At 71.3% G+C, this 24232-nt stretch carries 22 protein-coding genes; 13 read left to right on the plus strand and 9 right to left on the minus strand.

Annotated features, from left to right (window positions below):
• Position 1: 1 nt before the first annotated feature.
• From KUF83_RS23535 to KUF83_RS23545, 3 genes are all read right to left on the minus strand, one after another.
• Positions 2-1801, minus strand: a complete 1800-nt coding sequence (locus KUF83_RS23535) for a glycosyltransferase family 2 protein (protein ID WP_217456790.1) — start codon at positions 1799-1801, stop codon at positions 2-4.
• A gap of 371 nt (positions 1802-2172) precedes the next feature.
• Complete coding sequence (locus KUF83_RS23540) at positions 2173-2466, minus strand: MTH1187 family thiamine-binding protein (protein ID WP_217456791.1); 294 nt, start codon at positions 2464-2466, stop codon at positions 2173-2175.
• The gene (locus KUF83_RS23545; protein ID WP_217456792.1) at positions 2463-2807 is read right to left on the minus strand and encodes a DUF3817 domain-containing protein; all 345 of its coding nucleotides are present in this window, start codon (positions 2805-2807) and stop codon (positions 2463-2465) included. The genes KUF83_RS23540 and KUF83_RS23545 overlap by 4 nt, the downstream gene beginning before the upstream one ends.
• Before the next feature lie 232 nt (positions 2808-3039).
• Between KUF83_RS23545 and KUF83_RS23550 the strand changes: the two genes are divergently transcribed.
• The 4 genes from KUF83_RS23550 to KUF83_RS23565 all read left to right on the plus strand — a co-directional run bounded on the left by KUF83_RS23550 (position 3040) and on the right by KUF83_RS23565 (position 5687).
• Entirely contained in the window at positions 3040-3672 is a 633-nt protein-coding gene (locus KUF83_RS23550) for an AIM24 family protein (protein WP_217456845.1), read from the plus strand.
• A gap of 1 nt (position 3673) precedes the next feature.
• Entirely contained in the window at positions 3674-4324 is a 651-nt protein-coding gene (locus tag KUF83_RS23555) for an AIM24 family protein (RefSeq protein WP_217456793.1), read from the plus strand.
• Complete coding sequence (locus KUF83_RS23560; RefSeq protein WP_217456794.1) at positions 4321-5118, plus strand: AIM24 family protein; 798 nt, start codon at positions 4321-4323, stop codon at positions 5116-5118. The genes KUF83_RS23555 and KUF83_RS23560 overlap by 4 nt, the downstream gene beginning before the upstream one ends.
• Before the next feature lie 92 nt (positions 5119-5210).
• Positions 5211-5687 (plus strand): MarR family winged helix-turn-helix transcriptional regulator, encoded by a 477-nt coding sequence (locus KUF83_RS23565; protein ID WP_217456795.1) that lies wholly within the window; start codon positions 5211-5213, stop codon positions 5685-5687.
• A gap of 21 nt (positions 5688-5708) precedes the next feature.
• Here KUF83_RS23565 and KUF83_RS23570 read toward each other — a convergent pair whose 3' ends face one another.
• Complete coding sequence (locus KUF83_RS23570; protein ID WP_217456796.1) at positions 5709-7133, minus strand: HAMP domain-containing sensor histidine kinase; 1425 nt, start codon at positions 7131-7133, stop codon at positions 5709-5711.
• The gene (locus KUF83_RS23575) at positions 7130-7798 is read right to left on the minus strand and encodes a response regulator transcription factor (RefSeq protein WP_217456797.1); all 669 of its coding nucleotides are present in this window, start codon (positions 7796-7798) and stop codon (positions 7130-7132) included. The genes KUF83_RS23570 and KUF83_RS23575 overlap by 4 nt, the downstream gene beginning before the upstream one ends.
• A gap of 171 nt (positions 7799-7969) precedes the next feature.
• On the opposite strand from KUF83_RS23575, the gene KUF83_RS23580 reads away from it, so the two are divergent.
• The gene (locus KUF83_RS23580) at positions 7970-8698 is read left to right on the plus strand and encodes a PepSY domain-containing protein (RefSeq protein WP_217456798.1); all 729 of its coding nucleotides are present in this window, start codon (positions 7970-7972) and stop codon (positions 8696-8698) included.
• A gap of 49 nt (positions 8699-8747) precedes the next feature.
• Here the strand turns inward: KUF83_RS23580 and KUF83_RS23585 are convergent, their stop codons facing one another.
• The 3 genes from KUF83_RS23585 to KUF83_RS23595 all read right to left on the minus strand — a co-directional run bounded on the left by KUF83_RS23585 (position 8748) and on the right by KUF83_RS23595 (position 12620).
• Entirely contained in the window at positions 8748-10067 is a 1320-nt protein-coding gene (locus tag KUF83_RS23585) for an MFS transporter (protein WP_217456799.1), read from the minus strand.
• A 299-nt stretch (positions 10068-10366) separates the two neighbouring features.
• Positions 10367-11323, minus strand: coding sequence for a methylmalonyl Co-A mutase-associated GTPase MeaB (meaB, locus tag KUF83_RS23590; protein ID WP_217456800.1), 957 nt, complete (start codon positions 11321-11323; stop codon positions 10367-10369).
• Between the two features lie 94 nt (positions 11324-11417).
• On the minus strand, positions 11418-12620 hold the full coding sequence (locus KUF83_RS23595) for an acetyl-CoA C-acetyltransferase (protein WP_217456801.1): 1203 nt from the start codon (positions 12618-12620) through the stop codon (positions 11418-11420).
• A gap of 147 nt (positions 12621-12767) precedes the next feature.
• On the opposite strand from KUF83_RS23595, the gene mce reads away from it, so the two are divergent.
• The 7 genes from mce to KUF83_RS23630 all read left to right on the plus strand — a co-directional run bounded on the left by mce (position 12768) and on the right by KUF83_RS23630 (position 22499).
• On the plus strand, positions 12768-13208 hold the full coding sequence (mce, locus tag KUF83_RS23600) for a methylmalonyl-CoA epimerase (RefSeq protein ID WP_217456802.1): 441 nt from the start codon (positions 12768-12770) through the stop codon (positions 13206-13208).
• 231 nt (positions 13209-13439) lie between these two features.
• Positions 13440-17288 (plus strand): polarized growth protein Scy, encoded by a 3849-nt coding sequence (scy, locus tag KUF83_RS23605; RefSeq protein ID WP_217456803.1) that lies wholly within the window; start codon positions 13440-13442, stop codon positions 17286-17288.
• 181 nt (positions 17289-17469) lie between these two features.
• Positions 17470-18405 (plus strand): cellulose-binding protein, encoded by a 936-nt coding sequence (locus KUF83_RS23610; RefSeq protein ID WP_217456804.1) that lies wholly within the window; start codon positions 17470-17472, stop codon positions 18403-18405.
• Between the two features lie 149 nt (positions 18406-18554).
• Positions 18555-19541, plus strand: coding sequence for an ABC transporter ATP-binding protein (locus KUF83_RS23615; protein ID WP_217456805.1), 987 nt, complete (start codon positions 18555-18557; stop codon positions 19539-19541).
• 4 nt (positions 19542-19545) lie between these two features.
• Positions 19546-20316: an ABC transporter permease gene (locus KUF83_RS23620; RefSeq protein ID WP_217456806.1), complete on the plus strand. Its 771-nt coding sequence runs from the start codon at positions 19546-19548 to the stop codon at positions 20314-20316.
• A gap of 108 nt (positions 20317-20424) precedes the next feature.
• Positions 20425-21657 carry an ABC transporter ATP-binding protein gene (locus KUF83_RS23625; protein ID WP_217456807.1) on the plus strand — a complete coding sequence of 411 codons (1233 nt, stop codon included), beginning with the start codon at positions 20425-20427 and terminating at the stop codon, positions 21655-21657.
• The gene (locus tag KUF83_RS23630) at positions 21654-22499 is read left to right on the plus strand and encodes an ABC transporter permease (RefSeq protein ID WP_217456808.1); all 846 of its coding nucleotides are present in this window, start codon (positions 21654-21656) and stop codon (positions 22497-22499) included. Before KUF83_RS23625 ends, KUF83_RS23630 begins: the two co-directional genes overlap by 4 nt.
• A gap of 57 nt (positions 22500-22556) precedes the next feature.
• Here KUF83_RS23630 and KUF83_RS23635 read toward each other — a convergent pair whose 3' ends face one another.
• Entirely contained in the window at positions 22557-22898 is a 342-nt protein-coding gene (locus KUF83_RS23635) for an ATP/GTP-binding protein (RefSeq protein ID WP_217456809.1), read from the minus strand.
• 217 nt (positions 22899-23115) lie between these two features.
• On the opposite strand from KUF83_RS23635, the gene KUF83_RS23640 reads away from it, so the two are divergent.
• A complete protein-coding gene (locus KUF83_RS23640; RefSeq protein ID WP_217456810.1) occupies positions 23116-24144 on the plus strand; it encodes an LLM class flavin-dependent oxidoreductase in 1029 nt (342 codons plus the stop codon).
• The last annotated feature ends 88 nt before the right edge of the window (positions 24145-24232 follow it).

Below are 24232 nucleotides of genomic sequence, written 5' to 3' on the forward strand. Positions count from 1 at the left end.
CCTAGTTACCTCCTGTCGTACTGCTGGAGACCGTCCCGCCGGCGACCGCGCCGCCGGCGCTGCCCGCGAGCGCCGGGGCGGGCTCGCCCTCGGGGATCCGGACGGCGGGCGCGTGGCGCCGTTCGGCCCTGCGTTCCCTGGCCCGCGTGGCGGCCCACACGGCCACCGGGGCGAGGGAGATGCCGAGCGCGAGGACCGCCCAGGTGCGCATGGCCGCGTGGGTGTGCCCGAGCACGAACGAGGCGGTCAGTGAGGCTGTCAGGACCGCCGCCCAGAAGAGGTGGATGCGGAAGGTCAGCAGGCGGTCGGGGCTGGTGTCGCCGCCCTTCGGGGTGACGACGAAGCGGCTGGGGCGGCGGATCAGGGCCGCGCCCAGGGACTTGAGGTAGATCGGCGCGGAGAGGGCCGACATCGCCATGCCGGCGAGGCCGCCGGAGCCCTCCGGTTCGTGCGGGGAGACGTTGTGCCGCCGGTTCCACAGGTAGAGGCCGATCTGCAGGGCGGCGGCGTCGCTGTAGAGCATCAGCCACATGGAGGCGGCGACCTGCGTGCCGGACGCGCCGAAGCACAGGAACAGCACGCAGCTCAGGATGCCCAGCAGCCAGTTGACGGCCGTCATCGGGTAGTAGACGAGCATCAGCGTGTACGAGAAGAGCCTGCCGGGCGGCATGGTGAAGGGCGCCTTCCAGTACTGCTTGAACAGCGTCTCGTAGGTGCCGCGCGACCAGCGCATCTGCTGGGTGAAGAAGTCGGTCCAGGAGGCGGGCCCTTCACCGACGGCGAGCACGTCGGGGGTGTAGACGGACTGCCAGTGGTGACCGGTCCTCGGGTTCTTGTGCCGGTGCAGTTCGAAACCGGTGGCCATGTCCTCGGTGATGGAGTCGTACAGGCCGCCGATCTGCCGCACGGCCGCGATCCGTACGACGTTGTTGGTGCCGACGAACATGGGCGCGCGATAGCGGTTGCCGGCGCGCTGGATCAGGGCGTGGAAGAGGAACTGCTGGGACTCGGCCGCCTTGGTGACGGGAGTGGTGTAGTTGCCGTACACCTGCGGGCCGACGACGAAGGCGACGTCCGGGTCGCGGAAGTAGCCCATCATCCGTTCCAGGAAGTCCGGCAGCGGGACGTGGTCCGTGTCGACGGAGGCGAAGTACTCGTACTCGCCGCCGTGCATGGCGATCCACGCGTTGTAGTTGCCGTGTTTGGTACGGGCCTTGTGGACGCCCTTGGTCCTGTTCCACTCGGGGACGCCGTGGCGGGTGAAGTGGCGTACGCCGAGCTCTTCGCACAGGGCCCTGGCCTGGGCGTCGTTCCCCTCGTCGAGGAGCCACACGTCCAGGCGGCCCGGGTGGGTCACGCGGCCGGCGCCCTCGAGGGTGGCGCGGACCATGGAGAGCGGTTCCTTGCCGGGGACGTACGTGGTCAGGAAGGCGACGCGGGTGCCGGTCTCGGGGGTGACGGGGACCGGGTCCCGGGCGACCATCGTCGCGTGGGCGATGGACGCCACGTTGACGACCATGAACAGCTCGATCAGGCCGATCGCCACGAGCATCGTGATGTCGAGGCCGACCAGCCAGCGGGCGCCGCCCTCGCGGGCCACCCAGTGCGTGGGCCACACCAGGTAGACGAGGAGCAGTCCCGTGAGCACCGGGGCGAGCGTCATGAGCAGGACGGCTCGTATTCGGTGGGGCTCGCGCGACAGGAGCTTGGTGTACTGCACCCGGTACGCCGTGCCGGACGGCTCCGTGAGCGGTCCGGCAAGTCGGCTGTGGGTGTCGTAGTCGTAGCCCTCCGGCCGCACAGCGCCCTCCAGTGATCGAACGAGCCGATACCCACACAAAAGTGGCTTTCGGTCGGCGTGTCGAACGGAGGGGGTCCAGGCGGGTGGGGGTCGGCGGTCGGGTTCGGCGGTCGGGTGCGCTCGGGCACGCCCGCGGGAGGGACGGGGTGGCGCTTCCCGCACTCCGTCGGACGCGCCCCTTCAGAGGCGCGGGGAACTGCGCGCTCAGGCCCCAGCCGGCCCGCAGCATGCGCACGGCCGCGGGGGCCCGGGGGCCCGGTCCTCCGCCCCCGGCCCTCGGAAGAGGTGGGCCGAGGAAGGGGCAGGGCCGAGGAAGGGGCAGGGCCGAGGAAGGGGCAGGGCCGGGAAGGAAAGGCTGTCGGCCCCGCCGGTCAGGCGGACAGGTGGCGCTCCACCGTCTCCACCTTGGACGTGAGTCCGTCGGTCACACCGGGGCGGATGTCGGCCTTCAGGACGAGGGAGACCCGGGGGGCCCGCGCCTCCACCGCGGCCACGGCCCGCCCGACGACGTCCATGACCTCGTCCCACTCGCCCTCGATGGACGTGAACATGGCGTCGGTGCGGTTCGGCAGCCCGGACTCCCGCACGACACGCACGGCATCGGCCACGTACTCCCCCACGTCCTCACCGACACCGAGGGGCGTCACGGAGAAGGCGACGATCATGCGCTGACGATCCCCTCGTTGCGGGCGCGGGACGCGATGACCGCGTTCTCGGCCTCACGCTTGAGCTTGCGCTCGGCGAAGAACCCGCCGGCCGGCAGCACGGAGAGGACGAAGTACAGGGCCGCGGTCTTCAGGTCCCACTTGGCGCGGTTCCAGGCGTCGGCCCAGAAGATCACGTACAGGACGAAGAGGACACCGTGGACCATGCCCATCACCGGTACCGCGTTGAAGTCCGTCGTCCGCTTCAGCACCGAGCAGACGAGCAGCAGCAGGAACGAGACGGCCTCCGGGGCCGAGACCAGGCGGAGTCGGCGGAGGGCCGAGGCGGTCTTGATGTCCACGAGTCACCTTCGTGAGGAGAGGGCCACAGAGCCGGGCCGGTGGGGCGGAAGAGAGATTTTGCCGTGCGGGCACGGGTTTGTGAACGTGCGCACAAGCATTTCCATTGAAGCATCCGGCTTCCGGCCGCCCGGGCACGGGGTCCCGGGGCGTCCTCGGGGTCCTTCTCGGGGTCGGATCATCCCGAAGGATCTGTCGGTGGCCCCGGCCGACGGCTACCGTCGGACCGTGGCGATGTTCCGACTCCAAGGCAGCAAGGTGCTGGCCGTCGACATGACCGGCGACGCCGTGAAGGCGAAGAACGGCTCCATGGTGGCGTACGACGGTCAGATGGCCTTCAAGAAGCTCAGCGGCGGCGGCGAGGGCGTCCGCGGCATGGTGACGCGCCGGATCACCGGTGAGCAGATGACCCTCATGGAGGTGAAGGGGCAGGGGACCTGCTGGTTCGCCGACCGGGCGAGCGAGATCAACCTCGTGGACCTCCGGGGCGACAAGCTCTTCGTCGAGTCGAGCAATCTGCTCGCGACCGACTCGGGGCTGCGCACGGGCACGTCCTTCACCGGCCTCAGGGGCGCGTCCCAGGGCAACGGTCTCTTCACGACGACGATCGAGGGCCACGGCCAGGCGGCGATCACGTCGGACGGGCCGGCGGTGGTGCTGCGGGTCAGCTCGCAGTACCCCCTCACGGTCGACCCGGGCGCGTACATCGCCCATCAGGGCAACCTGCGGCAGTCCTTCCAGTCCGGCGTGACGTTCCGCACGTTCCTGGGCGAGGGCGGCGGCGAGGCCTTCCAGATCCGCTTCGAGGGCGACGGTGTCGTCTACGTCCAGCCCAGTGAGCGCAACTCGATCGCGGGAGATGTGTGACATGCCCTTCCGTGAGATCAACTCGAAGATGATCGAGGCCACGGTGACGCCGGGGCAGCGGCTGTTCAGCCAGCGCGGCGCCATGCTCGCCTACCGGGGCGAGGTGTCCTTCACCCCGAACATGCAGGGCGGCCGGGGCGGGGTGATGTCGATGATCGGGCGCCGGGTGGCCGACGAGGCGACTCCGCTGATGTCCGTCGAAGGTTCCGGCACGGTCCTGTTCGGACACGGCGGCCACCACATCCAGGTGATCAACCTCACCGGCGAGACCCTCTACGTGGAGGCGGACCGGCTGCTCGCCTTCGACGGGACGCTGGACCAGGGCACGATGTTCATGGGCTCGCAGGGCGGGGTCATGGGCATGGTGCGCGGCCAGGTGACGGGTCAGGGGCTGTTCACCACGACCCTCAAGGGCCACGGCGCGGTGGCGGTCATGGCGCACGGTGGAGTCATCGAGGTGCCGATCGGCCCGCAGCGCCCGGTCCATGTCGACCCGCAGGCGTACGTGGCCCACCACGGCGACGTACGCAACAAGCTGTCCAGCGCGCTGGGCCTGCGCGACCTGGTGGGCCGCGGTTCGGGCGAGGCCTTCCAGCTGGAGCTGAGCGGCAGTGGCGCGGTCTACGTGCAGGCGTCGGAGGAGAAGCTGTGACCACCCACCCGGGCGCGGGCCCCGTCATCCACGACCCGTCGACCCTGCCGGTCGACGACAACGTGAACGCGTACACCTTCTGCGTGGAGCTCAAGGGGACCGAGTGGTTCCTGCAGAAGGGCAAGATGATCGCCTACTACGGCTCGATGGAGTTCAACGGCGTCGGGCACGGTCGTCTCGACCGGCTGGTGCGGACGAGTTTCCATTCGCCGTTGCACGCGAGCGACTGGGTCGTGGCCTCCGGTTCGGGCAAGATGCTCCTCGCCGACCGGGCCTTCGACGTGAACTCGTTCGACCTGGAGGAGGGGAACCTGACCATTCGCTCGGGCAATCTCCTCGCTTTTCAGCCAAGTCTCGCCCTCAAGCAGTCGATCGTGCCGGGCTTTCTGACACTGATCGGGACGGGCAAGTTCGTCGCCGCCTCGAACGGCCCCGTGGTGTTCATGGAACCTCCGATCCGGGTCGATCCGCAGGCCCTGGTCGGCTGGGCGGACTGCCCCTCGCCGTGCCACCACTACGACCACGGGTACATGACGGGCTTGATGGGCGGCCTACGTGCGCTTACGGGCCTGGGCGGAGCCTCCGGCGAGGAGCACCAGTTCGAGTTCGTGGGCGCCGGCACGGTGCTCCTGCAGTCCAGTGAGGTGCTGATGGCCGAGCAGGCGGCGGGCACGGTCCCGAACGAACCGGGAGTACCGGGCGGCGGCGGGGTACCCGGCCGCCAGGGACAGCAGGCCGGTACACCGCGCCTTCCCGGACAGCTGGGGGACCTCCAGCGTCGCTTCGGGCTGTGAGCGGTAGTCTGCGGAGTGTGACGTCGAACGTGTGCGCGTCGTCACGCCACCCTCACTAGTTCGCCTTTCAACATTTTAGGTAGACTTCATTCATGGAGACCGAGACGGCCACCCGCTGGCTGACCGATGCGGAGCAGTGCGCCTGGCGCACCCACCTGGAGGTCAACAGGCTGTTGACGTATCAGCTCGAAAGGGACCTCCAGCCGTACGGCCTGACGATGAACGACTACGAGATCCTGGTGAACCTCTCCGAGTCGGAGGGCGTCCGGATGCGGATGAGCGACCTCGCGTCCGCCACCCTCCAGTCCAAGAGCCGCCTCTCGCACCAGATCACCCGCATGGAGAACGCGGACCTGGTCCGGCGCGAGAACTGCGAGTCCGACCGCCGTGGCCTGTACGCGGTGCTCACGGACCACGGCATGGAGACCATGCAGAAGGTCGCCCCCCACCATGTGGGGTCCGTGCGGCGGCACTTCATCGACCTCCTGTCGCCCGAGGCGCTGGAGGAGCTCCACAAGTCCCTGACCCCGATCGCGGAGCAACTGCGGGGCCAGCGCGGACGTCCGTGACCTACAAGGTCCGGGCGGGATCTAGACGGCAGGCAGGCGGAGTTCGAACAGGGCTCCGCCTGTCGGCGTCTCCCGGACGGTGAGAGATCCACCGTGCCGTACGGCCACGTCACGGGCGATGGCGAGGCCCAGACCGGCTCCGCCCTCGTCCCGGGTCCGCGCCTCGTCGAGCCGTACGAACCGCTCGAAGATCCGCTCGCGCTCGGCGGGGGGCACCCCCGCTCCGTCGTCGCCGACCTCGACGACCGCCTGCTTGCCCGCGCGCCGCACGGTCACGGCGACCGACGACCGCGTGTGTCGCTGCGCGTTGTCCAGCAGGTTGCCCAGCACCCTCGCCAGCTGCCTGCGGGATCCGGCCACCTCGACCGGCTCCGCGGTCACGGACGCGGCGATCCGGTCCCCGCTCCGCTGCGCCGTCTCCTCGCCGACGAGCTCCGCCAGGTCGAAGCGCGCGTCCGCCGGCCGCTCCCCCGCGTCGAGCCGGGCGAGCAGCAGCAGGTCGGCGGCGAGCCGCTGGAGTCGTACGGTGTCCTCGACGGCGCCCTCGACGTCGAGCAACTCCGGGTGCGCGGCGCCCACTTCGAGCTGGGTGCGCAGCGATGCGATGGGGCTGCGCAGCTCGTGCGAGGCGTCGGCGACGAACGCGCGCTGGCGCTCCACCGAGGTCTCCAGGGCCGCGAGCGTCTCGTTCGTCGTCCGGGCGAGGCGGGCGATCTCGTCGTGGGTGGCGGGCTCGGGGACGCGCCGCGAGAGGTCCTCGGAGGCCGTGATGGCGGCCATCTCGGCACGGATGCCCTCGACGGGGCGCAGGGCCCGCCTGGTGACGAGGTAGGTCATCCCACCGACCGTCACCAGCAGCAGGGGCAGGCCGATCAGCATGGCCGTCAGCGCCGTGCCGACGGCGTCCTTCTCGCCGGAGAGCGGAGCGCCCGCGTAGACGGTGAGCGGGACACCGCCCTTGGTGACCACGTCGACCCCGGCGAACCGGTAGTCGTCCTTCTCCCCCTCGACGGTCGCGGTGCCCTCGCCGTACCAGGTCTCGTCGGCGATGTCGCCGGCGCCGAGGGGGTCCTCCTCGTCCGCCACCCCTTCGTCCGTGTCACCGGCGTCGTCGTTGGCGACGGAGTTCAGCCGGTCCGAGGCGCTGGCACTCAGGCTCATGCCCTCGACGTCCTCGCCGACGGCGACGGGCCTGCCCTTCCGGTCCAGTACCTCGACGGGGTTCTCGTCGCCGTCCGGCAGGTCGAGGTCGTTGTACGCGAACCCGTTCGACAGCGCCGAGGCGGCGTTGCGGGCCACCGAGTCGGCCTCGGTGTCCGCCTGGTCGATGAGGCTGGACCGCAGCGCGAGCAGCACGGCGGCGCCCGCGGCGACCAGGGCCACGGCGACGACGAGGGTCGCGGCGAGCGTGGCCCGGGCCCGTACCGACCTCATGCGGCGCCTCATGTCCGTGCCTCCAGTCTGTATCCGGCCCCGCGTACGGTCTTGATGAGCGCGGGGCCCAGCTTGCGGCGCAGGGTGCTGATGTAGACCTCGACGATGTTCGGGTCCCCGTCGTACGCGAAGTCCCAGACGTGCTCCAGGATGTCGGCCTTCGACACGACGTCCCCGGGCCGCACGACGAGCTGCTCCAGCACGGAGAACTCCTTGGTGGTCAGGGTGATCTCGTCGTCCGCGAGGAACACGCGCCGGGCGGCGGTGTCGACCCTCAGGTTCCCGACCTCGTGCACGGGCGAGGCACCGCCCGACGGGCCGCGCCTGCGCAGCAGCGCCTTCACCCGGGCGACGAGGACGACGTACGAGAACGGCTTGGTCAGATAGTCGTCGGCGCCCGTGTCGAGTCCCTCGGCCTCGTCGTACTCGCCGTCCTTGGCGGTGAGCATCAGGATCGGCACGTCGTGTCCTGCGGCGCGCAGGGCGCCGCACACCCGGTAGCCGTTCATGCCGGGGAGCATGATGTCGAGGATCACGAGGTCGTACGACCCCTCGCTCGCCCGGTGCAGGCCCTCCAGGCCGTCGTGGGCGACGTCCACGGCATAGCCCTCGGCCGTCAGCCCCTTGGCCAGCGACACCGCGAGCCGCTTCTCATCTTCCACGATCAACAGGCGCATGTGCCCAGCTTGGCAAACCGAACCTGAAGACACCTTCAGGGGGCTTCAGGTCCGCTTCAGCGTCGGTCGTCCAGATTGGTTCCTGTCGACAGCAGAGAGGCACACAAGCCAGCTGCAACCGGCGACACCATCCGTTACTGGTTGCAACCAGTCGCATTCAGGAGGAATCCCATGAAGCGCAACATCGTCATCGCCACCATCGCGGCAGCGGCCCTGATCGGCGGCGGCACCGCGACCGCCATCGCGGTCTCGGGTGACGAGGAGGCGCCGGCGAAGAAGTCCACCGTGCAGGCGTCGAACGACGACACCGGCCGTGACGACGACGCCAACACGGACGACGCGGACGACAACGACCCGGACGACAGGGCCGAGGACAAGGCCGACGCGGCGGAGGACAAGGCCGCGAAGGACAACGGCGAGGACGCCGAGGACCGGGCCGAGAACGCCGGCGACGCCAAGGCCGCGCAGGTCACGGCCGCCGACGCGATCAAGGCGGCGCTGAAGGACACGAAGGGTACGGCGGTTTCGGCCGACCTGGACGACGAGGGCACCAAGCACGTGTGGGACGTCGACATCCTCACCAACGGCGGTGCCTGGCACAGCGTCCAGATCGACCCCGCCACCGGCAAGGTCGTGGGCTCCCACACCGACCGGGACGACGACGGTGACGACGCCGCCGAGACCGCGCAGATCCGTGCCGCGCTGAAGGGCAGCTCCGTGACGGCCGCCGAGGCCGCGGAGGCCGGCGCCGCCAAGGGCACGGTCACCTCCGTCGACCTCGACGAGGAGAGCAGGGACAAGGCCTGGGAGGTCGACACCACCTCCGCGAACGGCACCGGCAGCGACTGGAGGGTCGCCCCCGACTCCGGCAAGATCACGGCGGACCGCTCGAACGACTGACGTTCCCTCCCCTCCCCCCTCAGGTAAGGGCACCCGGTTCCGGGTGCCCTTACCGGCGTTCGGGAGCCTGTTCCACGGGGCCGGCCACCCGCTCGCGCTCCAGCTCTCCTTCCTGCCCCTGCCCCTGCCCCTGCTCCTGCTCCTGCTCCTGCTCCTGCTCCTGCTCCTGCGGCAGCGCGTGGGGCCGCACGGCTCCGATGCCGACGGCGGCTGCCACGAGCAGCGCCGCCCCGCCGGCCAGGGCGAACCCCGCCTCCGGGGGCACCCGGTCCACCAGCAGCCCACCGGCTGCCGCACCCGCCGAAATGCCCGCGTTCACCGCGGTGTTGACCCAGGCGCCGGCCCGGACGCGGGCGCCCGGCGCGGCGGACTCGTCGGCCACGAGGTAAGCGGTGGTCAGCGCCGGGGCGACGAAGAACCCGGCGCACACGACGGCGCCGGTGAGCGCCACGAGGCCCGGGGCGAGCCCGGCGACGGCCAGGGCGAGACCGAGGCCCGCCGTCAGCACCGGCAGCCGCCGCCGGGCTCCGGTGCGCCACTCGACGGCGCCGTACAGCAGCCCGCCCACGGCGCTGCCCGCCGACAGCGCGGCGAAGATCCACGCCACGGTGCCGTCGCCATGGCCCCGCTGCTCGGCGAAGGCCAGCACCAGCAGGTCGACGGCGCCGAGCGAGAGCCCCACGCCCGCGGCGACGACGACCGGCAGTACGAGCCCGCGCCCGGGACGCGTCCGCCGGCCGGTGCGTACGGCGCTCACGGTGAGGCCCTTCACCGCGGGGGACACGACGAACGCGAGGGTGCCGAGCCCCATCAGCAGCGCGCTGACGACGACCGCGAGGGCCGGGGACGCGAACCCCACGAGCAGCCCCACGAGCAGGGGGCCCGAGACGAACAGCAGTTCCTCGGCGACCCCGTCCAGGCTGTACGCGCGCTGCAGCAGCCGCCGGTCCGTGACGAGCTCGCTCCAGACGGCCCGCATGGCGGCACCGAGCGGCGGGGCGCAGGCTCCCGCGGCGACGCCCACCGCCGCGAGCACCGGTACCGGCACGCCCGGGTGCCGGCTCACCTCCGCCAGCACGCACAGCAGGCCCGCGTACAGCGTGGCCATCGGCAGCAGGGCGCGGCGGGGACCGTACCGGTCGACCAGGGCCGCCCGCAGGGGCGACAGGAACACGCTCGCTGCGCCGAAGAGCGCCACGACGACACCGGCCGCGGCGAACGAGCCGGTCGCGCGGCTCACCGCCAGCAGCACGGCCAGCGAGACCATTCCGTACGACAGACGGCCGGCGAGGGCCGCGGTGAAGGTGCGGGTGGCGTGGGGCATGCGCAGGACCGCGGCGTACGAAGGCCGCGCGGAAGACGCAGACATGCGAAGAGTTCCTCAGGAAGGGGGCGCCTCGACGGGCGCCCTGGCTACGGGGACGCCTGTGGGCCGCGGCGGTCGCGCCTGCTGCGCTGCCGGCCGCGGGCCGGGGCGGGCCCTATGCCAAGAGGAGGAACACGCGGATCAAGGTACCAGCGGCCCGTGCGGCCGACCAGGCCGCACGGGCCGGGAAGCAGGTCTGCCCTGCGTCCGCGGAGCGGCAGTTGGAGGGCCGGGCCGTCGGGTGAGTGACGGGTACGGGTGACGGCGGCGGGGGCGCGACAGAGAGCGGCCAGACGCTGGGCTCAGCCTTCCGTCAGGCCCTCCACCAGGGAGTCCGCCGCCCGGTAGGGGTCCAGCTCGCCGGCGACGATCCGCTCGGCGAGGGCACTCAGCCGACGGTCCCCGTGCAGGTCCCCGATGCGCTCCCGGAGCGCGGTGACCGCGATGGCCTCGACCTCGCCCGAGGCCCTCGCCAGCCGCCGCTGCGCGAGCACTCCCCGCTCCTCCATCCACGCCCGGTGCTTCTCCAGTGCCTCGACGACCTCGTCGATGCCCTCTCCGCGCGCGGCCACGGTCTTCACGATGGGCGGCCGCCAGTCCCCCGGCCCACGGGACTCGCCGAGCCCCAGCATGTGGTTCAGCTCGCGGGCGGTCGCGTCGGCCCCGTCCCGGTCGGCCTTGTTGACCACGTACACGTCCCCGATCTCCAGGATTCCGGCCTTGGCCGCCTGGATCCCGTCGCCCATCCCGGGCGCGAGCAGCACCACGCAGGTGTCGGCCTGCGCGGCGATCTCGACCTCCGACTGGCCGACGCCCACGGTCTCGACGAGCACCACGTCGCACCCGGCCGCGTCCAGCACCCGGATGGCCTGGGGCGCGGCCCACGCGAGGCCGCCGAGGTGCCCGCGCGTGGCCATCGAGCGGATGTAGACGCCCGGGTCGGACGCGTGGTCGGACATCCGCACACGGTCGCCGAGCAGCGCCCCGCCGGAGAACGGCGACGACGGGTCGACGGCGAGGACGCCGACCCGCTTTCCCTGCCGCCGGTAGGCGCTCACGAGGGCCGAGGTGGACGTCGACTTGCCGACACCGGGCGATCCCGTGAGGCCGACGACGTACGCGTTGCCCGTGAGCGGGGCCAGCGCGGCCATGACCTCACGCAGCTGCGGGGACGCCCCCTCCACCAGGGAGATCAGCCGGGCCACGGCCCGTGGCCTGCCTTCCCTGGCCGCGGCCACCAGCGAGGCGACGTCCTGCATCACAGCTCCGTTCACTCGGTACTCGGTCACTCGGTCACGGGGTCGTCCGGTCACCGGGTCACCGGGGTCGGCACAGGCGCTCAGGGAACGCGTGTCAGCCCTTGGGTACCCGCACGATCAGCGCGTCACCCTGCCCGCCGCCACCGCACAGCGCCGCCGCGCCCACGCCACCGCCGCGCCGCTGCAGCTCCAGGGCGAGGTGCAGGACGAGCCGGGCGCCGGACATGCCGATCGGGTGGCCGAGGGCGATGGCGCCGCCGTTGACGTTCACCTTTTCCGTGGACACCCCGAGATCCTTCATTGACTGGACCGCGACGGCGGCGAAGGCCTCGTTGATCTCGATCAGATCAAGATCCCCGACGCTCAGGCCCTCCTTCTTCAGCGCGTGCTCGATCGCGTTCGACGGCTGCGACTGCAGGGAGTTGTCAGGTCCGGCGACGTTCCCGTGGGCGCCGATCTCCGCGATCCACTCGAGGCCGAGTTCCTGAGCCTTGGCCTTGCTCATGACGACCACGGCGGCCGCCCCGTCGGAGATCTGCGAGGCCGAGCCGGCGGTGATCGTCCCGTCCTTCGCGAAGGCGGGCCGCAGCCTGCCGAGCGACTCGGCGGTCGTCTCCCCGCGGATGCCCTCGTCCTGGCTGAAGACGACGGGGTCGCCCTTGCGCTGCGGGACGTCGACCGGTGTGATCTCCGCCTCGAAGACGCCGTTCTTCTGCGCGGCGGCGGCCCGCTGGTGCGAGAGGGCGGAGAGCTCGTCCTGCTCGGGCCGCAGGATCCCGAGGCGCGTGTTGTGCTTCTCGGTCGACTCGCCCATGGCGATGTTCTCGAACGCGTCGGTCAGCCCGTCGTACGCCATCGCGTCGAGCATCTCGATCGCGCCGTACTTGAAGCCCTCGCGGGACTTCGGCAGCAGGTGGGGGGCGTTGGTCATGGACTCCTGCCCGCCGGCGACCACGACGTCGAACTCACCCGCGCGGATGAGCTGGTCGGCGAGCGCGATCGCGTCGAGGCCAGAGAGACACACCTTGTTGATCGTGAGCGCGGGCACGCTCATCGGGATGCCCGCCTTGACCGCGGCCTGGCGCGCCGGGATCTGACCCGCCCCGGCCTGGAGCACCTGGCCCATGATCACGTACTGCACCTGGTCGCCACTGATTCCCGCACGGTCGAGGGCGGCCTTGATCGCGAATCCACCGAGGTCGGCTCCCGAGAAGGACTTCAGAGAGCCGAGCAGCCGTCCCATCGGGGTGCGGGCACCCGCGACGATGACGGAGGTCGTGCTGTTCGTTCCGGACATGAGGAGCGATCCCCTTCCAGCTTGCACAGCTGAGGAGTGAACGAGGGTTTACTCAGAATGTACTGAGCGGTACGCCACCCGTCATCCGGCGCGAAGTGTGATCGCGCGCACGTTGCGTAACCGTCCCCGGAGCGCTGCACTGACACCATGCTGACGCGAATCGACCACATCGGGATCGCCTGTTCCGACCTCGACGCAACCGTCGAGTTCTACCGGGCCACCTACGGCTTCGAGGTGTTCCACACCGAGGTCAACGAGGAGCAGGGCGTACGCGAGGCCATGCTCAAGATCAACGAGACGTCCGACGGCGGCGCCTCCTACCTCCAGCTCCTGGAGCCCACCCGCGAGGACTCCGCCGTCGGGAAGTGGCTGGCCAAGAACGGTGAGGGCGTGCATCACATCGCTTTCGGTACGGCGGACGTCGACGCCGACGCGGCCGACATCCGGGAAAAGGGCGTACGGGTGCTGTACGACGAGCCGCGCAGGGGTTCGATGGGCTCCAGGATCACCTTTCTGCACCCCAAGGATTGTCATGGCGTCCTGACAGAACTGGTCACTTCGGCACCAGTTGAGTCACCTGAGCACTGACCTCCGTATATCTGGGCCGGTAGGGTTGGGCACGGCCGTCGCCTCTTCGGGGCGGTCCGGGTCCTCATCGTCAGGATCCGAGGGCCGGGGCCCAGGTTTCGGGGGACGAGCGTCGGGGGAGCAGCCCGTGCTCCCTCGTTGATCTGACACCATTCCCCGGGGGCCCCGTCCGGCGGATGGACGGTGCTCGTTTGGAGAGACTTGCGACCAGGGGACGGATGGGACCGCGCAGTGCGGGGCTACGAACGCCAGGAGCGAGAGCCGGCGGCTGACGTCGACCACCTCTCTCGGTTCGAGGCCGAGATGGAACGGCTGAAGACCGAGCGGGAGAAGGCCGTCCAGCACGCCGAGGACCTCGGCTATCAGGTCGAGGTGCTGCGCGCCAAGCTGCACGAGGCGCGGCGCGCTCTGGCGACCCGGCCTGCCTACGACAGCGCCGACATCGGCTACCAGGCCGAGCAGATGCTCCGTAACGCGCAGATCCAGGCAGATCAGCTGCGCCAGGACGCCGAGCGGGAGCTGAGCCAGGCCCGCGCGCAGACGCAGCGCATCCTCCAGGAGCACGCCGAGCAGGCCGCCCGGCTCCAGGCCGAGCTGCACCAGGAAGCGGTCACCCGCCGCCAGCAGCTCGACCAGGAGCTGTCCGAGCGCCGGCAGAGCGTCGAGTCGCACGTCAACGAGAACGTGGCCTGGGCCGAGCAGCTGCGGGCCCGCAGCGAGCAGCAGGCCCGCCGACTGGTCGACGAGTCGCGCACGGAGGCCGAGCAGGCCCTGACCGCGGCCCGCGCGGAGGCCGAGCGGGTCGCCGCCGAGGCCCGCCAGCGGTTGCAGAGCGACGCCGAGCAGGCCCGCGCGGAGGCCGAGGCGCTGCTGCGCCGGGCCCGCACCGACGCGGAGCGGCTCCTGAACGCGGCGTCGACGCAGGCCCAGGAGGCCACCGACCACGCCGAGCAGCTGCGCACATCGACCGCGTCCGACTCGGACAACGCCCGCCGTCAGGCCGGCGAGCTGAGCCGCGCCGCCGAGCAGCGCATCCAGGAGGCCGACACGGCTCTGCGCGAGGCGCGGGCCGAGGCGGAGAAGGTCCTCGCCGAGGCCAAGGAGGCCGCCACCAAGGCGCTCTCCAGCGCCGAGTCGGCGAACGAGCAGCGCACCCGCACGGCCAAGGAGCAGGTCGCCCGGCTGGTCAGCGAGGCCACCAAGGAGGCCGAGTCCACCAAGTCCGAGGCCGAGCAGGTCGTCGCGGACGCCCGTACCAAGGCCGAGAAGATCATCGCGGAGGCCGAGGAGAACGCCCGCAGCCTCACCGCCGAGGAGACCGCGTCCCAGCTGTCCAAGGCGGCCCGTACGGCCGAGGACGTGCTGAACAAGGCGTCCGAGGAAGCCAAGTCGACCACCAAGGCCGCGTCCGAGGAGGCCGAGCGGATCCGCGCCGAGGCCGAGGCCGAGGCGGACCGGCTGCGCGCCGAGGCGCACGACATCGCCGAACAGCTCAAGGGCACGGCGAAGGACGACACCAAGGAGTACCGCGCCAAGACGGTCGAGCTGCAGGAGGAGGCGCGCCGGCTGCGCGGCGACGCCGAGCAGCTGCGCGCGGACGCCAACGCCGAGGGCGAGCGGATCCGCTCCGAGGCCCGGCGCGAGGCCGTCCAGCAGATCGAGGAGGCGGCCAAGACCGCCGAGGAGCTGCTCTCCAAGGCGAAGGCCGACGCGGACGAGCTGCGGTCGAACGCGACGACGGAGAGCCAGCGGGTCCGCACCGAGGCCATCGAGCGGGCGACGACGCTGCGCCGTCAGGCCGAGGAGACCCTGGAGCGCACCCGCGCGGAGGCCGAGCGGCACCGGGCGGAGGCCGTCGAGCAGTCCGAGGAGATCCAGGCGGACGCCGAGCGGGCCGCCCGTGAACTGCACGAGGACACCGAGCGGGCCATAGCGGCCCGCCAGGCCGAGGCCGCCGAGGGGCTGGCCCGGCTGCACACGGAGGCGGAGGAGCGTCTCGCCTCCGCCGAGCAGGCCCTGACCGACGCCCGCGCACAGGCCGAGCGGATCCGCCGTGAGGCCGCCGAGGAGATCGACCGGCTGCGCGGCGAGGCCGCCGAGCGGATCCGTACGCTCCAGGCGCAGGCCGAGACGGAGGCCGAGCGCCTTCGCACGGAGGCCGCCGCCGACGCGTCCGCGTCACGTGCCGAGGGCGAGTCGATCGCCGTGCGGCTGCGTTCGGAGGCCGCCGCGGAGGCCGAGCGGCTGAAGTCGGAGGCACAGGACAGCGCCGACCGCGTACGGGCGGAGGCGCAGGCCGCCGCCGAGCGGCTCGCCACGGAGGCCGCGGAGGCCCTGTCGGCGGCCCAGGAGGAGGCGGCCCGGCGTCGCCGCGAGGCCGAGGAGCTTCTCGGCGCCGCGCGCCAGGAGGCCGACCAGGAGCGCGAGCGGGCGCGCGAGCAGAGCGAGGAACTGCTGGCCTCGGCGCGCAACCGCGTGGAGGAGGCCCAGACCGAGGCTGTTCGGCTGGTTGAGGAGGCGGACCGCCGGGCGACCGAGATGGTGTCGGCCGCCGAGCAGACCGCGCAGCAGGTACGGGACTCCGTGGCCGGGCTGCACGAGCAGGCCCAGGAGGAGATCACCGGCCTGCGCAGCGCCGCCGAGCACGTGGCGGAGCGCATGCGCACGGAGGCGCAGCAGGAGGCCGACCGGGTCCGCGCCGACGCGTACGCGGAGCGGGAGCGGGCGAGCGAGGACGGCAACCGGATCCGGCGCGAGGCGCAGGAGGAGTCGGAGGCCGCCAAGTCCCTCGCGGAGCGCACGGTCTCGGAGGCGATCGCCGAGTCCGAGCGGTTGCGTTCGGACGCGTCGGAGTACGTCCAGCGGGCCCGCACGGAGGCCTCGGACGCCATCGCGTCGGCCGAGCAGGACGCCTCGCGTTCCCGGGCCGACGCCCGGGAGGACGCGAACCGCATCCGGTCGGACGCGGCGACACAGGCGGACACCCTCCTCACGGAGACGACGTCCGAGGTGGAGCGGCTCATCGCGGAGACGAACCAGGAGGCGGAGCGTGTCCGCGCCGAGTCCGTGGCGAAGGCCGAGCAGCTGATCTCGGACGCGACGGGCGACGCGGAGCGGCTGCGCGCCGAGGCGGCCGACACGGTCGGTTCCGCGCAGCAGCACGCCGAGCGGATCCGCTCGGAGGCGCAGCGCGTCAAGGCCGAGGCCGCCGCGGAGGCCGACCGGCTCATGTCGAACGCCCGCGACGAGGCCGACGACACGCTGGACAAGGCGCGCAAGGAAGCCAACAAGCGGCGGTCCGAGGCGGCCGAGCAGGTCGACAAGCTGATCACGGAGACGACCGCGGAGGCGGACAAGCTCCTCTCGGAGTCGCAGCAGAGCGCGCACAAGACGACCGCCGACGCGGAGACGCAGGCCGACACGATGGTGGGCGCGGCCCGCAACGAGGCGGAGCGGCTGCTCTCCGAGGCGACGGTCGAGGGCAACTCGCGGGTGGAGCGGGCCAGGACGGACGCGGACGAGCTGCTGGTCGGCGCGCGCCGGGACGCCACGGCCATAAGGGAGCGCGCGGAGGAGCTGCGTGACCGGATCACCGGCGAGATCGAGGAGCTGCACGACCGGGCCCGCCGGGAGTCCGCCGAGACGATGAAGGCGGCGGGCGACCGCTGCGACGCGCTCATCAAGGCCGCCGAGGACCAGCTGAGGGAAGCCGAGGCGAAGGCCAAGGACCTGGTGTCGGAGGCCAACTCCGAAGCGGGCAAGGTCCGTATCGCCGCCGTGAAGAAGGCGGAAGGGCTCCTCAAGGAGGCCGAGCAGAAGAAGGCCGCGCTCATCTCCGAGGCCGAGGCGATCAGGTCCGAGGCGGTCCGGGAGGCGCGGGCCGCGGTCGAGGAGGGCAAGCGCGAGCTGGAGGTGCTGGTCCGGCGCCGCGAGGACATCAATGCCGAGATCTCCCGTGTCCAGGACGTCCTTGAGGCGTTGGAGTCGTTTGAGGCCCCGTCGAGCACGAAGGACGGGGGCGTCAAGGCGGGCGCTGCGGCCGGTGCGACTCGTTCGGGTGGGAAGCCGTCGGAGGGCTAGCCAAGGGCCAACTTCCGTGCTTGTCAGGGGCGCTCAGCAAAGTCTCTGGCAAGCGGTCCGGCAGTTAGCCACCGAAAAGGGTGTCATTCTCCATATCAATCGGGCTACTGCTCGATGACACACCGTTCTGGCCCCTAGGATTCCATCTATCACCTCACCGGTCTCATTCGACAGGAACCCCATGAGCGACACTTCCCCCTACGGCTTCGAGCTTGTGCGGCGTGGGTACGACCGCGCTCAGGTGGACGAACGCATTTCGAAGCTCGTCTCCGACCGTGACAGCGCTCTGGCCCGTATCACTGCTCTCGAGAAGCGCATCGAGGAACTTCATCTCGAAACGCAGAACGCCCAGGCCCAGGTAAGCGACGCCGAGCCGTCGTACGCCGGCCTCGGCGCGCGCGTCGAGAAGATCCTCCGCCTCGCCGAGGAGGAGGCCAAGGACCTGCGCGAGGAGGCCCGTCGCGCGGCGGAACAGCACCGTGAGCTCGCCGAATCGGCGGCCCAGCAGGTGCGCAACGACGCAGAATCGTTCTCTGCGGACCGCAAGTCCAAGGCCGAGGACGAGGGCGTCCGGATCGTCGAGAAGGCCAAGTCCGACGCGTCGCAGCTGCGCCAGGAGGCGACGAAGGACGCTCAGTCGAAGCGTGAGGAGGCGGACGCCCTCTTCGAGGAGACCCGTGCGAAGGCCGCGCAGGCCGCCGCCGACTTCGAGACGAACCTCGCCAAGCGCCGGGAGCAGTCCGAGCGTGACCTGGCCTCGCGTCAGGCCAAGGCCGAGAAGCGTCTCGCGGAGATCGAGCACCGGGCGGAGCAGCTGCGCCTGGAGGCCGAGAAGCTGCGTACGGACGCCGAGCGCCGCGCCCGTCAGACGGTGGAGACGGCTCAGCGCCAGGCCGAGGACATCGTGGCCGACGCGAACGCCAAGGCGGACCGGATCCGTTCGGAGTCCGAGCGCGAGCTGGCGGCTCTCACGAACCGCCGCGACTCGATCAACGCCCAGCTGACGAACGTGCGCGAGATGCTGGCGACGCTCACCGGTGCCGCTGTGGCCGCCGCGGGCTCTCCGGCCGACGACGAGCCGATCTCTCGGGGGGTGCCGGCTCAGCAGACCCGGTAGGTGCGGGTCATGGGGATCTGCGGGTCCGTTCGGGCTGGTCGCGCAGTTCCCCCGCGCCCCTGAAGCAGGGGCGCGCGCCCGTTGCGCCTGGTTCAAGGCCCCCTGCCACTCCGGTGGCAGGGGGCTTTGTCGCGTTCTAGCGTGGGCCCATGATCGAGCTCGAAGGGCTGACCAAGCGGTACGGCGAGAAGATGGCGGTGAACCAGCTGACGTTCGCCGTGCGGCCCGGGGTCGTCACCGGGTTCCTCGGGCCGAACGGCGCCGGGAAGTCCACGACGATGCGGATGATGCTCGGCCTCGACCGGCCGACCGCGGGTGACGTCCGGATCGACGGGCAGCACTACGACCGCCTCAAGGATCCGCTGAAGTACATCGGGGGTCTCCTCGACGCCAAGGCCATGCACGGCGGGCGCAGTGCCTTCAACCACCTCCTGTGCCTGGCGCAGAGCAACGGCATCCCGAGGTCGCGGGTGCACGAGGTCCTCGACACCGTCGGCCTCACGGCGGTGGCGAAGAAGAAGGCGAAGGGCTTCTCCCTCGGTATGGGGCAGCGGCTCGGCATCGCGGGCGCGCTGCTCGGCGACCCGCGGATCCTGATGTTCGACGAGCCGGTCAACGGGCTCGACCCCGAGGGCATCCACTGGATCCGCAACCTGATGAAGTCCCTCGCCGCCCAGGGCCGTACGGTCTTCGTCTCCTCGCACCTGATGAGCGAGATGGCGCTGACGGCCGACCACCTCGTCGTGATCGGCCAGGGCCGGCTGCTCGCGGACACCTCCATGGCCGGTTTCATCCGCGAGAACTCCCGGTCGTACGTACGGATCCGGTCGCCTCAGCGGGAATCGCTGCTCGACGTGCTGCACTCGGCGGGGGTCACGGTCGTCGAGACGGGCAACGGGACGCTGGAGGTGGACGGTTCGAAGTCGGAGCACATCGGTGAGCTCGCCGCACAGCACCGGATCGTGCTGCACGAGCTGAGCCCCCAGCAGGCCTCGCTGGAGGAGGCGTTCATGCAGCTGACGGCGGAGTCGGTGGAGTACCACGCGCACGCCGACACCCCACTCGCCGCCGCCCCGCCGCCCCCTCCCGGCGAGCAGCGGGGACCGCACTGGGGCACCGACTGGAAGAAGGGCTGAACCCATGGCCGCGACCCAGGTCGTCCGCTCCGAGTGGACCAAGATCCGGTCGGTGGCGTCCACGGTGTGGACGCTGAGTCTCGCCGCCGTGGTGACCGTCGTGCTCGGTGTGCTGATCTCGCTGCTGTCCAAGAACGAGTTCGACAAGCTGAGCGCGAAGGACCGGCTCTCCTTCGACCCCACGTTCATCAGCTTCGCGGGAATGAGCCTCGGTCAGCTGGCGATGATCGTGTTCGGCGTGCTGGTGGTGTCCAACGAGTACAGCACCGGCATGATCCGCACCTCGCTCTCCGCGGTCCCCCAGCGCGGCACGTTCCTCTTCAGCAAGATCGCGGTGGCGACCGGGCTCGCCTTCCTCGTCGCCCTCGTGACCAGTTTCGTCGCGTTCTTCCTCGGCCAGGCGATGCTCGGCTCGCACCGGGCGTCGATCGGCGACCCGGGCGTGCTGCGCGCGGTCATCGGCGGCGGTCTCTACATGACCCTCATCGCCGTCTTCTCGATGGGCGTCGCCACGATGCTCCGCAGCCCGATGCTCTCCCTCGGCATCCTGATGCCGTTCTTCTTCCTCATCTCCGCCATCCTCGGCAACGTCTCGGCCACCAAGAAGGTCGGCCAGTACCTGCCCGACCAGGCGGGCAGCAAGATCATGCAGGTGGTGACCCCGGTCGACGACGACGTGCCGTACGGGCCCTGGGGCGGCCTCGGGATCATGGTGCTGTGGGTGGTCCTCGCGGTGGCCGGCGGGTACGTGCTGCTCAAGAGGAGGGACGCGTAGGAGTGTTTTTTACCCGCTCTTGAAGGGAACCGTCAGCGCCCCGATATCCTCCTAACCCTTACGGGGGCGTGTGCCCCGACGTCCTGAAGCTTTCGATGGGTGCGGAGAATGATCGAGGCAGTCGGCCTGACGAAGCGCTACGGCGACAAGACAGCCGTGTACAACCTTTCCTTCCAGGTGCGACCCGGTTCCGTCACCGGCTTCCTCGGGCCCAACGGGTCGGGCAAGTCGACGACCATGCGCATGATCCTCGGGCTCGACAACCCGACCTCCGGCCAGGTGACCATCGGCGGATACCCGTACCGCAGGCTGCCCAACGCCCCCCGCCAGGTCGGCGCGCTCCTCGACGCCAAGGCCGTGCACGGCGGCCGGCACGCCCGCAACCACCTGCTGTGCCTGGCCCAGCTGTCGGGCATCCCCGCCCGCCGGGTGGACGAGGTGCTCGGTGTCGTGGGCCTCCAGGACGTGGCGCGAAAGCGCTCCAAGGGCTTCTCCCTCGGCATGGGCCAGCGGCTCGGCATCGCGGCCGCGCTGCTCGGCGACCCGCAGGTGCTGCTCTTCGACGAGCCGGTCAACGGGCTCGACCCCGAGGGCATCCTGTGGGTGCGCAACCTGATGAAGTCGCTGGCCGCGGAGGGCCGGACCGTCTTCGTCTCCTCGCACCTCATGAGCGAGATGGCCCTCACCGCCGACCACCTCATCGTGATCGGCCGCGGTCAGCTCCTCGCCGACATGAGCGTCGGCGCCTTCATCTCGGCCAACTCCGCCGACTTCGCGCGCGTGCGGACGCCCGACACCGAGCCCCACCAGCGCGAGAAGCTGACGTCCGCGCTCACGGAGGCGGGCGGTCAGGTGATGCCGGAGCAGGACGGCGGGCTGCGGGTCACCGGTCTGCCGCTGCCGCGCATCAGCGACCTCGCGCACGAGGCGGACGTACGCCTGTGGGAGCTCTCGCCCCACCAGGCCTCGCTGGAGGAGGCGTACATGCGGATGACGCAGGGAGCCGTCGACTACCGCTCCAGCATCGACCAGCGCGCCGGCCTGCAGCAGGAGCTGCCGCCGGGGGCCGTGCCGCCGCCGCAGATGCCGGTGCCGGGACAGGGCCAGCCGGGCTGGTACGCCCCGCCGCCGCCCCAGCAGGGCGGGCAGCCGTTCGCGATGCCGCAGGGACAGCCCCCGGCGGGCCCGTACGGCGCTCCGGGCGCCCCCGGGGCCGGGGAGCCCAATCCGTACGCCCAGCCCGCCCCCGCGCCGTCCGCAGCCGCTCCCGCGGCGCCTGCGGCCGCCCCCGCACAGCCCGCCGCCGCCCCCGACCTGACCAAGCCCGAGGACGCCCGATGAGCACGCCCCAGCCGCAGACGCATCAGCAGGCCGCCCCTGCCCCGAACTGGCAGTCGGCGCCCGGGACTTCGTACACCTCGCCGATCCCGATCACGCGCACCCACCTCGGTCACGCGCTCACCTCGGAGTGGACGAAGATCAAGTCGGTGCGCTCCACGATGTGGACGCTCGGGGTCTTCCTGCTCCTGGTCGTGGGCATCGGCCTGCTCGTCGCCGCCCAGACGACCGACGAGGACTACCGGAGCGTCCCGTACACGATCCCCGCCTTCTTCGGGCTGATCCTCGGACAGATCTGCCTGATCACCCTGGGTGTGCTGGTGGTCTCGTCCGAGTACGGCACGGGCATGATCCGTACGACGTTCACGGCCTCGCCCCAGCGTCACCGGGTGCTCACCGCCAAGCTGCTGGTCTTCTTCGTCGTCGCGTTCGTCGTGTCGGCCCTCGCCATCGGGTTCGTGGGCCTCGTCACCTCGGGCATGCACGGCGGGTCGTCGGACAACGAGTGGGGCGGGACCGTCCTGAAGGGCGCGCTCTACGTGTCGCTGCTCGGCGTGCTCGCGCTGGCCGTGGGCTCGATGCTGCGGCACTCCGCGGGCGCGATCACCGCGATGCTCGGTGTGGTGCTGGTGCCGGCGATCCTGCCCGCGTTCCTGCTGATGTCCGAGAGCATGCGCACGATCGGCGAGAAGATGATGGAGTACAACGCTCCGAACGCGCTCGCCCAGATCTTCGAGATCGACAGCGAGAACGGCGGCGGGGGCTCACAACTCGCCCTGCTCGCCGGCGTGACCGCGGCGGCCATCGCGGGCGCCTACGTCCTGCTGGAACGGCGGGACGTGTAGGCGCCGGACGTGTAGGCGCGGAACGTGGACCGGGGGCGGACGTCGCCCGTCACGGCACTAGAACCTCGGCGCGTTACGGGACCGCTGCACCCGCGTGGTGCGGCGGTCCTTCGCGTTCCAGCACGCCTTGTGCCAGTGACGGCGCTCGTCGACGCCGGAGTGCTCGGGCCAGGCCACCACGTGCGGGACGCCGGAGGGGATCTGCTGGTCGCAGCCGGGGCAGCGGTACGTCTTGCCCTGCGCGCTCGCGCCCGCCACGTGCCGCACGCTCCACGCATCGCCCTGCCAGCTCTCCGAGGACTGCCAGCCCCCGTAGCGGTCGGACGGGTCCGATCCGTCTGCGGACGCGCTCCGACCGGAGCCGTCCGCACCCTTGGGACGGTTGCGACGCGGGGACACGGGACACCTCACGGAGCTATACAGGGAGCACGGGCCGCGTCCAGCCTACGCGGAGCACCCAGGGGTACGCGTACGTCACCAATCCCCACAGATCCACCGCACGGCCGGCCCATTCTGCAGACAATCCGCCAATCTCCCCGCCAAGCCGTGTCCTTGGCACGTGTCAGACGGTTATGCGGGATGGGGAGCCGCGTCGGCACAAGGAGGCAGGAGTGCGATGCGCGTAGGAAGTTTCGTTCTGGCGGCCCAGTTCCCAGGACAGGGCCAAGGCGAGGCGCTGCACCGCGCGGTGCGGTCCGCGGAGGTCGCCGAGGAGGCCGGCCTCGACACGGTGTGGCTGGCGGAGCACCACTTCGTGCCGTACGGGACGTGCCCGTCGGCCGTGACACTCGCGGCGTTACTGCTCGGCCGCACCCACCGTATCCGCGTGGGCACCGCGGTCAGTGTGCTGCCCACCGTGCACCCGGTGGCGCTCGGCGAGCAGGCCGCACTGCTGCACGTGACGTCCGGCGGGCGCTTCTCGCTCGGGGTGGGACGCGGGGGCCCCTGGGTCGACCTCGAGGTCTTCGGGACGGGCCTGGAGGCGTACGAGCGGGGGTTCCCGGAATCACTCGATCTGCTGGTGCGCTGGCTGCGCAGGCCGTCCGTCGCGGGCGGGTCCGAGCGCTTCGACTTCCGCGAAGTCCCCGTCGTGCCACGGCCGTCGGAGGCCCTGTCGGGCGGTGAGGGCCCCGAGGTCGTCGTGGCCTGCACCTCCCCGGCGAGCGTCCGGCTGGCCGCCGAGCGCAAACTGCCGATGCTGCTCGGCATGCACGTGGGGGACGAGGAGAAGGCCGAGATGGTCGCGCTGTGGCGTTCGTGCGCGCTCGCCGCGGGGCACACCCCCGACGACATCGCGGACGCCGCCCACGTCTCGGCCGGGCTCGCACAGATCGCCGACCGGCGGACGGACGCGGTGGAGACGCTCCTGAAGACCATGCCGGGCTGGCTGAAGCAGGGGCTCGACGCGCATGTGACGGTGGACGACCGAAAGCGCTCGATGCGCGATCCCCTGGCGTACACCGAACTGCTCTGCGGCCTCCACCCGGTGGGCACTCCCCGCCTGTGCGCCGACCGCCTCGCGGCGACCTCCGAGCGCACGGGGATCACCCGCTTCGCCCTCCTCGTGGAAGGCACCGGTGATCTCGCGGCCACGGAGGAGAATGTCCGGCGCCTGGGGGGCGAGGTACTGCCGCGGCTCCGGTGAACCGGCCCGCACTCCCCCCGAAGGGAGCGGCGCCCCGGCTCAGCCTGCCCGCGGACCGGGCCGAACAGGCCCGGTCCGCGGGAAGCTT

The organism is Streptomyces sp. BV286, from assembly GCF_019090165.1.
Taxonomy (GTDB): domain Bacteria; phylum Actinomycetota; class Actinomycetes; order Streptomycetales; family Streptomycetaceae; genus Streptomyces.